The organism is Streptomyces sp. NPDC025651 (assembly GCF_055558735.1).
Genome location: NZ_JBVHLZ010000002.1, coordinates 88,307 through 100,382 on the forward strand (window position 1 = coordinate 88,307; position 12,076 = coordinate 100,382).

Consider the following 12,076-nt stretch of genomic DNA (forward strand, 5'->3'; position numbering starts at 1 on the left):
GCCGGTGTCCGGCTGACGGACGGTACGTGTGGGGCGCCGCCACGTGGGGGAAAGTCGTGATCATGACACAGCACGACCAGCAGGTGACCGACCCCGCACCCGCCCGCGAGCGGCGCCCGATACGGCAGTTGCTCGCCGCGTCGGTCGGCAACGCCGTGGAGTGGTACGACTGGTACGCGTACACCTTCCTCGCCACGTACATCGCCGCCCAGGTCTTCCCCAAGGGGTCGGGCAACTCCCTGGTGCCGCTGCTCTCCACGTTCGCCGTCTTCGCGGTGGGCTTCTTCATGCGGCCCGTCGGCGGACTGCTCATGGGCGCGGTCGCCGACCGGCGCGGGCGGCGGGCCGCGCTGACCGTGACGATCCTGCTGATGGGCGGCAGCAGCCTGCTGGTCGGCCTCACCCCGACGTACGCGTCCGTGGGCGTGCTCGCTCCGGTGGTGCTCGTCTGCGCCCGGCTGCTCCAAGGCCTGTCCGTGGGCGGGGAGTTCGCCGCGTCGACGACGTTCCTCGTGGAGTCGGCGGGCCCGGGACGACGCGGCCTCTTCTCCAGTTTCCAGTACGTCTCCACGAGCGCGGGCCAGCTCGCGGCGTCCGGCGTCGCGGCCCTGCTCGTCGCCACGCTCTCCGACGGGCAGATGGACGGCTGGGGCTGGCGGCTGCCGTTCCTGCTCGGCGCGCTGCTCAGCCTGGTGGGCTTCTGGATCAGGCAGGGCGCGTACGAGACGCACGACGCGCCCGCCGAACCCGCCCAGCGGCCGGGCCTGTTCGACGCACTGCGCCACCATCCGCGCCAGTCGCTGCTGATCTGCGGCATCACCGCGGGCGGCACCATCGCGTACTACACATGGACGTCCTACCTGCCGACGTACGCCGAGCTGAACACCGGCATCGGCAAGAGCGAGGCGCTGCTCGCGGGGACGATCTCACTCGCGTTCTTCGCGCTGTTGCAGCCCGTCGGCGGGCTGCTCTCGGACCGGTTCGGGCGCAGGCCGCTGCTGCTGTTCTTCGGCATCGGGTTCGCCGTCCTGAGCGTGCCGCTGCTCAAGTCCCTGACCGGTTCCTTCGGTTCGCTGCTGCTCGTGAGTTGCGCGGGCATGGTGCTGCTGACCGGCTTCACGTCGATCTCGGCGGCCGTGAACGCGGAGGTGTTCCCCGCGCGGGTGCGGGCCGCGGGGATCGGGTTCCCGTACTCGCTCACCGTCGCCCTGTTCGGCGGCACGGCCCCGTACATGGGCACCCTGTTCAAGGAGATCGGCTCCCCCGGGCTCTTCCCCGTGTACGTGGCCGTGCTGTGCGTCGCCTCGTCGGTGGTGTATCTGCGGCTCCCGGAGACCGCGCACAACGAGCTGGAGCGCTAGGGCCTCTGCCCGGAGGCAGTTCACGGAGTGCGCGGCGCCCCGAGGTCGGTGCGCTGCCGCGGCGCAGGCTCGGACTCGGGCCTCGGCCGGGACCCCGCCAGCCACAGGCCGGTGCACACCGCGGCGGCCAGGGTGACGGCTCCGGCCACGGTGAAGGCGCTGTCGAGTCCGGCCTCGAAGGAGGCGCCGCCGGACTGGCGGGCGCGGACCACGGCCCCGAGCACCGCCACACCGAGCACCGCGCCGATCTGCCGCGTGGTGCTGCTGATGCCCGAAGCGAGGCCGCCCTCGCGCGGGTCGACCGCCTGGATGGCGGCGCCGGTCAGCGGGGACATGGCCAGGGCGAAGCCGACGCCGACCGTGGCGAGCCGCCACCACACGTCGGCGTAACCGGTGTCGGCGTGCACCCTGCCCAGCGCGAGGAGACCGAGCCCGGCCAGCGCCAGACCGCCGGTGACGACGGACCGGTAGCCGTACGTGGCGGCGAGGCGGCCCGCGAAGGGGCTGACGACGACCATGGCGAGGGACATGGGCAGGGTCTGCAGTCCGGCCCGCAGGATCGAGCTGCCCTGGACGTACACGAAGAACTGCGAGAAGAAGAACGACGAGCCCATGAGCGCGAACCCCACCACGGTCATGGCGGAGTTGGAGACGGTGAACAGCCGGCGGCGGAACAGGCCCAGCGGGAGCATCGGTGCGGGGTGCCGCCGTTCGACGGCGACGAACGCGAAGAGGAGGACGGCCGCCGCGGCGAAGCCGCCGAGGATCACCGGTGAGGTCCAGCCTCGCGAGCCGCCCTCGATCAGGGCGTAGGCCAGGGTGCCGACCCCGAGGACGGACAGGATCGTGCCCGGGACGTCGAGGGCGCGGGCGTCCGGGTTGCGGGACTCCTTGAGGACGCGGCGGCCGGCCACCAGCAGGACCACGCCGATGGGCACGTTGACCAGGAAGATCGCGGGCCAGCCGAACGCCTGCGTCAGGACGCCTCCGGCGACGGGCCCCGCGGCCAGGCCGATGCCGCTGAGCCCTGCCCACAGCCCGATCGCCCTGACCCGTTCCCGCGGGGCGGGGTGCGCGGCCACCAGGAGCGCGAGCGAGGCGGGGCTCAGGGCCGCGGCCCCGACCCCCTGCAGCACCCGCCCGGCCACCAGCCAGCCGACCGAGGGGGCGACGCTGCACACCACGGACGCGACGGTGAACACCGCGACGCCGCTCAGGTACACGCGCTTGCGGCCGAAGCGGTCGGCGAAGACCCCGCCGGACAGCAGCAGCATGGCGACCAGCAGGACGTAGGCGTCGACGATCCACTGCAGGCCGGTCAGTCCCGCGTCCAGGCGGTGCTGCATGTCGGGCAGTGCCGCGCCGACGATCGTGTTGTCGAGCAGCACCATGAACTGCCCCAGGCAGGTCACCACGAGCATGACGTCCCCTCTCACTTAAAGCAGCCAGCGGCTGCGTTAGGCGAGACCGTAGAGCGGACGGGTGCACAAACGCAAGTCCGGGCTGCTTTAAGATGGGAGGCATGGACGAGCAACAGCGCACCCGGCGGCCCGGTGGACGCAGTGCCCGGGTCGGCGCGGCGGTGCATCAGGCCGTCACCGACCTGGTGGGCGAACGCGGGTACGGCGGATTCACCGTCAGCGAGGTCGCGGCCCGCGCGGGCGTCGCCGACACCACCGTCTACCGGCGCTGGGGCAGCCTCGAAGCGCTGCTCACCGACGTGACACTGACCCGGCTCAACGCGCGGTCACCGATGCCCGACACCGGGGACCTGGAAGGCGACCTGCGCACCTACGCGGCCGCCGTGGCCCGCGAGATCACCGGACCCGACGGCCTTGCCGTGCTCCGCCTGGCCGTCGCCCTGTCCGGCTCCGGACCCGAGGGCCTGCGCCTGCGGGACGGCTTCCTCGCCGAGCGCGCCCGGCAGATGGAGTCCATGCTCGACCGGGCGCGCGAGCGCGGGGAGCAGCCTCCCGACGCGCTGACCGTCGTCGACCACGTCATGGCCCCGATGTACATCCGCGTCCTGTTCGGCGCGGGCCCGCTCACCGCGGAGTACGTGGACGGCCTGGTCGACCGGCTGCTGCGCTGACCGCCGGGCCTGCCGGGGGGCGGCCGTTCCCTAGGCCTCCGGAGGGCGGCCGGTCTGCCGCTGCCAGTACTGGATGAGCTGGGAGGACTCCAGCGAGAACCGCGCACTGGTCGTGCCGTCGTCGCCGGGCACGGTCAGCCTCGCCTTGCGTCCGTCGCGCCGGACGACGATCACCGCGCGGCTGGCGCCGCGTCGCCCCACGGCTTCCCTCCGCTCGACGTGGATGTCCCCGACCTCGTCCCAGGACCAGGACTTCCGCAGGAACCCCAGGCGGCGGATGGTGATGCCGCGCGGGTCGGCATCGGTGAAGTCCCGGGCGAAGACGGCGTACGCGAGGATCAGGAGGACGGACAGGGAGCCGGTGGCGAGCGCGTGCGTGAGGCGCTTGCCCTCCACCGGCCCCGGGACCACGATCGACAGCCCCGAGAGCAGGGCGAAGAACGCGGCGCCCATGAGCATCGGCGTCCGCCGGTTCGACGGCATGGAGAAGTGCAGTGAGCCGTCCGGCCGCTCCACACGGTGCCCGGCGCCCCTGGCGCCGGACGTGGCCCGTGCGCGACCGCCTTCCTCGTTCATGGTGCGCATTCGACATCAGCCGTGCCGTGATGACATGTGGCCACATGCGCAAGGAAGTCCGGTCCGTCCTTTCCTGATCCCAGCAATCACCTCATCCGGGCAATCACCTCATCCCTGCGGTCACCTGATTCCGGCGGTCGAAGGGGCGGCTCTAGGAACGGCCGCCCTTCTTGGAGACGGTGCAGGTGGCCGTCGCCGTCTTCTTCGGGTCGCTCACCGAGCGCGCGGTGAGGGTGAAGTGGCCCCGCGGGTGGGCGTCCGGCTTCGCGGCGACGGCGAGGTCCACGTCGACCGTGGAGCCCGCCTTGGCGGTGGCCAGCCTGCTCGGCAGCCAGGCGGACCAGCCGCGCCCCGAGGCCTTGGCGGAGAGCCGGTAGACGTCGGAGTCGAGGTGGCGCGCGGCATCCTCCGGGTGCTCCCCCGGCGGATCGGCGAGCGCGCGGCCGGTGTTGGTCAGCGGGAAGGTGCAACTGGCGCGGCCCTTGGCCGGGTCGCCCGCCGCCTCGCCGCGGCGCAGCCCGGCCCCGCGGCGCTGCGGGCCCGCGCCGTCCAGGGACTTGACCGCGATGGTGTACGACAGCACGCCCGCGCGGGTGCGGTGGATGTCGGTGACGTAGAAGTGCAGGCGGTTGGCGCGGTCCACGTACTCGTAGGAGCTGCCGGAGTCCGCTCCCGCGTGGAAGAGGGCGTCGCTGAGCTGACGGTAGTCACCCATGGTGATCTTCTGCTCGGTGCCGTCGGGGCGCTTGAAGTCCACCATGTCGATGTCCTCGGGGTGGGCGTCGATCACCCAGGCGAACGGGGCGCGGTCCTCGTTCTTGGTCTTGGTGATGAGCACGCCGTTGTCCGGCGTGAAGGAGTCCATGCCCATGCGGTCCACGACCTCGACGGTGTAGTTCTGGTAGCCGCCGCCGTCGCACAGCGGGTCGGTGTTCCGGTCGCAGGTGGGCGAGAGGTCGCGGGACATGGCGATGTTGACGCCGGACAGGCCCTTCGCGCCGGGCGGCGCGGCGCGGGCGGTCACCTTCGCGACGGCCATGCCGGAGTCCGCCAGCGCGTCGCGGTCCAGGCGCAGCACGTTCTTCTCGTCGACGATGCCGAGCTTCAGCTTGTCGCGCAGGATGTGCTGCGAGCCCATCGAGCCGCCCTCGGTGGCCGGGATCTTCCAGCGGGTGTGCGGTCCGCCGGGGCCGTTGAACGAGCCGCGCGAGAGCATGCTCCAGATGCCGGTGTAGGCGCGGCTCAGGGGCTTGCCGTAGGGGTTGTTGTAGTTGTCGCCGATGCCCAGGATGTGGCTCAGCTCATGGGCGTACACCCCCATGCCCGAGCTCTCGGCCTGGGTGGAGGAGCCGGTGACGGCGTTGGGCCAGATGCGGGCCGCGGACTGCCAGGAGGTCCACGGGACGTAGCGGGTGGCGGCGGCGTTGCCGCCGGTGGGGATGGGGGCGGGCGGCCCCCACGCGGCCGGGACCTCGCGCTCGGAGCCGAACTTCATCTGGCCGAACTCCTGCCAGGTGGAGGACTCGTCCTGGCCCGCGGTGAGGTAGAAGACGAAGTCGTACTTGGCCGCCTCGGCCTCGCCGACCTGGTCGATCCAGGCCGCCCTGCCGTCGGTGCGGATGTTCTTGCCGCAGGTGGTGCCGGCCGGGCAGGCGCCGGGGTTCATCGTCGTCGGCTCGATGCCGTACTGGAAGGACTTGAACGGCATGCGGTACACGCCGAAGGCCTTCAGGTCGACGCCGACGCGGCCGCCGGAGTCCTCCATCCAGTACTCGTTGATGGTGTGGCCGCGGTTGAGCGCGCCCGGCTTGTTGAGAAAGTCCTCGTAGAACTGCGGCAGTTGGGCGCGCGGCACGTTGGAGGCGGTGGTCTGGGGGTTGCCGAAGACGGTCGAGCCGGGTGCCTGGCTGACCGTGAACTCCTCGTCGGGGTAGTCGAGCAGCACCAGCGCGCCCTTGAACGTCCGGTCGGTGGGCTCGACTTCGGGGTTCGCCCAGTCGGTGCCGGGCACGGAGCGGTACTCGCTCCAGGTCATGTCGTCGGGGTTGCGCCAGTTCTGCGGGTCGACGGGCCGGACCAGGGACAGCCGGGACCGATCGGCATCGGCTGCCCGACCGGTATCGTCGGGCGTCGCCCGGGCCGTGCCGACCGCGGCGGCCGCCAGAGCGGCGAGGACGGCGGCGACAACGGTGGTGCGACGGGCCGGGCCGCGGCGCCTGCGGGCGCGCGGGGGATGTCTGTGACGGAGGAACATGGCTCACCTCGTGCATCTTGCCGGGACAAAATGGACACGTGCATGACAAGCCGTTCACGTGGTGCCGGTGGCGCGTACGCCGCGACGCGGGCGACGCGGACACCGTGCTGCGAGTGGCGCGTACACCGTCCTGCGCACGGTGCGTGCTCCGCTGCCAAGGTAGGTCTCCGGAAGCGGTGATGCCAGAGCGCCTGCCGGTCACGGCGGGGTGCCAGTGTCCGCCGAGCGGACACCGGCACCCGGGCCGTCAACTCGCCTTCGGCACCTGGGCGATGGAGCGGCCCGCCCACTCGGGGGCGGGTTCCGTCAGGGCGACGAGGCGCTCGCGGATCGCGTCGGGGAAAGGCGCCGAGCGGCCCGCGTTCTGGTCCACGTGCACGGCGAGCAGCTCCGTCGTCGCCACCGGGGAGGCGGCCGCGGTATCGACGGCCTCCTCCCCCGCGTCCTCGACCACGTACATCTCGTGCGTGAAGCGCGCCTTCTTGGCGTCCGCGCCCAACAGGCGGGTGCGGACGGCGAGATGGGCGCCTTCCGGCACGTCGTTCAGATAGCGGACGTGTGCCTCGACCGTGTAGAGGGAGCAGCCGGTGGACTCGCGGTACCCCGCGTGCAGGCCGGTCTCGATCATCATGGCGTCGGTGGCGTAGCCGAAGACGAGGACGTAGAAGGCCTCGCTCATATGGCCGTTGTAGTCGATCCACTCGGGGCGGACCTGCTGCCGGAGCAGCGGCAGGGGCTTCGGAGGAAGGGGCGCGGTCACTTCCTGCCCCCGTTCAGCCGGCCGGTGGCGCGCAGGACGTCGATGACGCCCTGGTCGCGCTCGGCGACGAGGTCCGCGATGGTGCGGCCCGCCGCCTCCTCGTCGCACCCCGCGACCACGGCGTCGTACAGCTTCTTGTCGAGCTCGGGGGCTTCCAGGCGCGTCCACGGCGACTTCAGGGACGGGCCGAAGTGGTCGAGCATGTGCGCCATGCCGCCCTCGCCGCCCGCGAGCGCGAAGGTGAGCATGGGGCCCATGAACGCCCAGCGCAGGCCGGGGCCTTCGGTGATGGAGTCGTCGATCTCCTGGACGGTGGCCTCGCCGTTGGCGACCATGTGCAGGGCCTCGCGCCACAGGGCTTCCTGGAGGCGGTTGGCGATGAAGCCGGGCACCTCGCTCTTCATCGTGATCACGGACTTGCCCGCGACCTCGTAGAACCGGGACGCCCAGGCGACCGCGTCGGCGTCGCTGCGCTCGCCGCCGACCACCTCGACGAGCGGGATGAGGTACGGCGGGTTGAAGGGGTGTCCGACCACGAGACGTCCGGGGGTGGCCGCCTGCGTCTGCATGTCGGTCATCGGGTAGCCGGAGGTGGAGGAGGCGACGACGACCCCGGCGGGCGTGGCGGCGTCGATGTCGGCGAGGAGGCTCCGCTTGAGCTCCAGCTTCTCCGGCGCGCTCTCCTGCACGAACTGGGCGTCGGCGACGGCCTCTTGGAGCGTGGCGGCCACGGTGAGGCGGTCCTGCGAGGCGCCTTCGGCGAGGCCGAGCTGCGTGAGCGCGGGCCAGGCGGCCTCGACCAGGCGGCGCAGCCTGTGCTCCGCGTCGGGGGCGGGGTCCCAGGCGGTGACGTCGTAGCCGCGGGCCAGGAAGTGGGCGACCCAGCCGCCGCCGATGACTCCGGCGCCTATGCAGGCGACGCGACGGACTTCTTCGGGAGGGGTGGTGGTCATGGAGTGGGGGTTCCTCTCGTTGCTTCGCGGGGGGGGGGCGGACCGCCCCTTGAGGGGCGCGGGGAACTGCGCGACCAGCCAGGGACGGCCCGCGGAAGAGGCACTACGAACGCGGCCGCAGGCCAAGCTTCGCCCGCGCCTCGTCCGCCGTGGCGACCCGCGACCCGAGGTTCTCCGTGATCTGCACCGCACGCTCGACGAGCTGCGCGTTCGTGACCTTGTTGCCCTTGCCGAGGTAGAGGTTGTCCTCCAGGCCGACGCGGACCTGGCCGCCGAGCAGGATCGACTGGGCGACCCACGGCATCTGCATGCGGCCGAGCGCGAAGCTGGCCCACTGGGCGCCCTCGGGCAGCATGTTGACCATGGACTGCAGGACACCCGGGTCGGCGGGCGCGCCCCACGGGATGCCCATGCAGAGCTGGAAGACGGTCGGGTTGTCGAGCAGGCCCTCGGCGAGCAGCTGCTTGGCGAACCACAGCTGGCCGGTGTCGAAGATCTCCAGCTCCGGGCGGACGCCCAGCTCCTGGATGCGCTTGGCACCCTGGCGGAGCATGTCGGGCGTGGAGATGTAGAGGTTGTCTCCGAAGTTGAGGGAGCCGCAGTCCAGGGTGCAGATGTCGGGCAGCAGGTCCTCGACGTGCGGCAGGCGGTCCAGGCCGCCGACGAGGTCGGTGCCGGGCAGCTCGCCGAGGTCCTTCAGCGGCTGGACGGGGTCGATGACCAGGTCGCCGCCCATGCCGGCCGTGAGGTTGATGACGACGTCGGTGCCGGTCTCCTTGATGCGCTCGACGACCTCGCGGTACAGGCGCGGGTCGCGGGAGGGGTCGCCGGTCTCGGGGTCGCGGACGTGGATGTGCACGACGGCGGCGCCCGCGTCGGCGGCCTCCACCGCGGAGGTGGCTATCTGCTCGGGCGTCACGGGCACGTGTGGGCTCTTGCGCACGGTGTCGCCGGCGCCGGTCAGGGCGGCGGTGATGATGACGTTGTCGTTCACGGACGTCGGGGGCATACAGAACTCTCCCTCGGGGGTGGGGTGTTGCGTACAGGGAAGGGCCGTACGGTCCGTACGGGAAGTCAGCGCGCGGTCAGCGTGGCGTCGACGTACGCGATGAGGGCCTCGTGCATGTCGTCGGGGCTCGTGCCGGGTCCTTCGGGCGCCGAGGCCAGGACCTGGGTGGCGAGGCCGTCGATCAGCGCGGTCAGGCGCAGCGCGGCGGCGCCGGGGTCGGCGAGCCGGAAGACGCCCTCGGCGACGCCGCGGCGGATGACGTCGGCGACGGTGGTGCGCCACTGCCGGTAGTAGTCGGCGTGCAGGCGGCCCACGGCGGTGGAGCGCGCGGCCTCCGCCCACAGGTCGAGCCAGACGCTCCACTGCCAGCGCTGCTGCGGGGTGCGCGGGATCTGCAGCTCGATGAGCTGGCGCAGCTCGTCGGCGGTGTCGGCGGCGTCCGCGACGCGCGCGGCCCGGCGCGCGGTGTCCTCGTCCATGCACCAGCGCACGGCGGCTTCGAGGAGGTCGTCGCGGCCGGGGAAGTGGTAGTGGATGGCGGCGGTGCTGGTGTCGCAGGCCGCGGCGATGTCCTGGACGCGGACGGCGTGGAAGCCGCGCTCCGCGATGAGCCGGACGGTCTCGCGGACTATCTGCAGGGGGCGGCCGCCCTCGGGGGCCGCGACGCGCTCGCGCCGCGACGCGGGCTCCGGGGTGCGGGCGGCGCCGAGCAGCCAGCCCGCGTCGACCCCGCCCGTGTCCGCGATGCGGGCGAGCTCGGCGGCCGTGAAGCGCCGGGTGCCGCCCAGCGAGCGGGAGAGCTTGGAGGGGTCCATGACGATGCGGCGCGCGAACTCGCGCTGGGTCACACCTGCGTCGGCGATCACCTTGCGGACGCGGTCCGCCACCTCGGGGTCGTGCTGCATGGTGCGCCACCGTACCCATGCGTTGCGATGAACGCAACGTACGGGCCATGAAGGGGCAGGTAGATCAAGGCATTGAGATTCTGACTGATGTATCAGTCACTGCGGACCAACAACAGATCGGCGCTCTTCACGGGCCCGCGCCTCGCCGGCCCCCTGGAACTCGCCGAACGGCTCGACTCCGGGAACCGCAGAGCGACTTGAGGCACTCTTCTTCCCGTGTCGTACGCATCTTCGCTTCCCCCGCAGCGCCCGCCGTTCCCGACCGGCGGCCACATGGTCGTCTGTGGCGGCGACAACGCCCTCGCCCACCGGCTCGCCGCCGAGCTCAGCGGTCTCCACGGCGAGCAGGTGGTTCTCGTCGTCCCGCCGTCGGGACGCGGTGAGCGGAGCCGGCTGACCGGGCGGGCCATGACCACGGCGCTGCTCGGGCGGATCACCGCCGCGGTCTCACGCACCACCGGGAACGGGAACGGGAACGGAGACGGGGCCGGGGACGACGCAGGTGTTCCGCGCAGTCTCGAGGCCGCCGAGCTCACCGACGAGGTGCTGGCCGAGGCGGGCGTCCCGCAGGCCTCCGCGCTCGCGCTCGTCCATGACGACGACGAGACCAACATCCGCACCGCGCTGGCCGCCCGGCGGCTCAACCCCCGGCTGCGCCTGGTGATCCGGCTCTACAACCGCAAGCTGGGCCAGCACCTGGAGGAGCTGCTCGACCAGGCCGCGGCCGTGGCGGGCCTCGCCACCACCGACGCCGGAGTCACCGTCCTGTCCGACGCGGACACCGCGGCCCCTGCCCTCGCCGCCACCGCCGTCGCGGGGACCAGCAAGGTGGTGCACGCCGACGGGCTGCTGCTGCGCGCGGTGGAGCGTACGCCTCCGGCGCCGGGCCAGGTGGCGCCGCGCGGCCTCGCCACCCTGGCGCTGCTCTCGGCCACCGCCAACGACCCCGCGGGGGCAGAGGGACCGGAGGGTGCCGCCAGCGGCGCGGGACCGCAGCTGCTGCCGGACGACGCCGCCCTCGCCGCCGCTCCGGGGCGCGACGCGCTGGTCCTGGAGGCCGTCTCGTACGCGGGATCGACGCCGCCTCCCGGGTTCCTCGCGGGGCGCGGCGTGCCCCTGCGCCAGCTGTTCTCGCGGCGCCTTCGCTGGTCGGTTGCCGGGTTCGCGGCGGCCGTCGTCGGCATGGCCATCGCCTCGATCGTCACCACCGAGGACACCAGCCCGCTGCACGCCACGTATCTGACGCTCCTCGACCTGTTCTCCATCAACGACCCGGCGACCGAGGGCCCGATGAGCCGCCAGATCCTGCAGCTCCTCGCGGGGCTCGTCGGACTGCTGCTCCTGCCGATCCTCTTCGCCGCCGTCCTGGAGGCCCTCGGCACCTTCCGCACCGCGTCCTCGCTGCGCCGCCCGCCGCGCGGCCTCTCGGGCCACGTGGTCCTGCTCGGCCTCGGCAAGATCGGCACCAGGGTGCTGGCCCGGCTGCGCGAGCTGGACATCCCGGTGGTGTGTGTGGAGGCGGACCCCGAGGCACGCGGCATCTCGTTGGCGCGGCGGCTGCGCGTGCCCACCGTGATCGGCGACGTCACGGAGGAGGGCGTCCTGGAGGCGGCGAAGGTGCACCGCGCGCACGCCCTGCTCGCGGTGACGAGCGCGGACACCATCAACCTCGAAGCGGCCCTGTACGCGCGGTCGGTGAAGCCGGACCTGCGGGTGGCGCTGCGGCTGTACGACGACGAGTTCGCGACCGCCGTCTACCGCACCCTGCGCGCCGCGCACCCGGGCGCCCTCACCCGCAGCCGCAGCGTCTCCGCGCTGGCGGCGCCCGCGTTCGCCGGGGCGATGATGGGCCGGCAGATCCTTGGCGCGCTGCCCGTCGAGCGCTCGGTGCTGCTCTTCGCGGCGCTCGACGTCTCCCTCCAGCCGCAGCTGACCGGCCGCAGGATCGCCGAGGTGTTCCGGCCCGGCACGTGGCGCGTGGTCGCCTTGGAGCGCTCGGCGGGCCAGGAGTCGGGGCCGCCGTCGGGCTTGGAGTGGGAGCTCGACCCCGACTACGTCCTGCGCCCCGAGGACCGCGTCGTCCTCGCGGCCACCCGTCAGGGCCTGGCCGAACTCCTCGCCCGCAGACCGGTTCCCGCCCCGTCCTGACCCGGGCCGCGCGTCGCC

General features: G+C 72.6%; 10 protein-coding genes. 3 read left to right on the plus strand and 7 right to left on the minus strand.

From position 1 onward, the window contains the following. Nucleotides 1-62: 62 nt before the first annotated feature. Nucleotides 63-1,361 (plus strand): MFS transporter, encoded by a 1,299-nt coding sequence (locus ACZ4D5_RS08395; protein ID WP_467771576.1) that lies wholly within the window; start codon nucleotides 63-65, stop codon nucleotides 1,359-1,361. A gap of 20 nt (nucleotides 1,362-1,381) precedes the next feature. On the opposite strand, the gene ACZ4D5_RS08400 is transcribed toward ACZ4D5_RS08395, so the two are convergent. Next, nucleotides 1,382-2,782: an MFS transporter gene (locus ACZ4D5_RS08400; RefSeq protein ID WP_467771577.1), complete on the minus strand. Its 1,401-nt coding sequence runs from the start codon at nucleotides 2,780-2,782 to the stop codon at nucleotides 1,382-1,384. A gap of 101 nt (nucleotides 2,783-2,883) precedes the next feature. Between ACZ4D5_RS08400 and ACZ4D5_RS08405 the strand changes: the two genes are divergently transcribed. Next, entirely contained in the window at nucleotides 2,884-3,453 is a 570-nt protein-coding gene (locus ACZ4D5_RS08405; protein ID WP_467771578.1) for a TetR/AcrR family transcriptional regulator, read from the plus strand. Between the two features lie 30 nt (nucleotides 3,454-3,483). Here ACZ4D5_RS08405 and ACZ4D5_RS08410 read toward each other — a convergent pair whose 3' ends face one another. From ACZ4D5_RS08410 to ACZ4D5_RS08435, 6 genes are all read right to left on the minus strand, one after another. After that, nucleotides 3,484-4,029 (minus strand): hypothetical protein, encoded by a 546-nt coding sequence (locus tag ACZ4D5_RS08410; RefSeq protein WP_467771579.1) that lies wholly within the window; start codon nucleotides 4,027-4,029, stop codon nucleotides 3,484-3,486. Nucleotides 4,030-4,180: 151 nt separating this feature from the next. After that, complete coding sequence (locus tag ACZ4D5_RS08415; protein WP_467771580.1) at nucleotides 4,181-6,283, minus strand: M6 family metalloprotease domain-containing protein; 2,103 nt, start codon at nucleotides 6,281-6,283, stop codon at nucleotides 4,181-4,183. Nucleotides 6,284-6,530: 247 nt separating this feature from the next. Next, a complete protein-coding gene (locus ACZ4D5_RS08420; protein ID WP_467771581.1) occupies nucleotides 6,531-7,043 on the minus strand; it encodes a thioesterase family protein in 513 nt (170 codons plus the stop codon). Next, a complete protein-coding gene (locus ACZ4D5_RS08425) occupies nucleotides 7,040-7,996 on the minus strand; it encodes a 3-hydroxyacyl-CoA dehydrogenase NAD-binding domain-containing protein (RefSeq protein WP_467771582.1) in 957 nt (318 codons plus the stop codon). The genes ACZ4D5_RS08420 and ACZ4D5_RS08425 overlap by 4 nt, the downstream gene beginning before the upstream one ends. 103 nt (nucleotides 7,997-8,099) lie before the next feature. Next, nucleotides 8,100-9,005, minus strand: coding sequence for a beta-keto acid cleavage family enzyme (locus ACZ4D5_RS08430; protein ID WP_467771583.1), 906 nt, complete (start codon nucleotides 9,003-9,005; stop codon nucleotides 8,100-8,102). Nucleotides 9,006-9,070: 65 nt separating this feature from the next. After that, on the minus strand, nucleotides 9,071-9,910 hold the full coding sequence (locus tag ACZ4D5_RS08435; protein ID WP_467771584.1) for a TetR/AcrR family transcriptional regulator: 840 nt from the start codon (nucleotides 9,908-9,910) through the stop codon (nucleotides 9,071-9,073). Nucleotides 9,911-10,183: 273 nt separating this feature from the next. On the opposite strand from ACZ4D5_RS08435, the gene ACZ4D5_RS08440 reads away from it, so the two are divergent. Continuing rightward, nucleotides 10,184-12,058, plus strand: a complete 1,875-nt coding sequence (locus ACZ4D5_RS08440; RefSeq protein ID WP_467772249.1) for a potassium channel family protein — start codon at nucleotides 10,184-10,186, stop codon at nucleotides 12,056-12,058. Nucleotides 12,059-12,076: the final 18 nt, after the last annotated feature.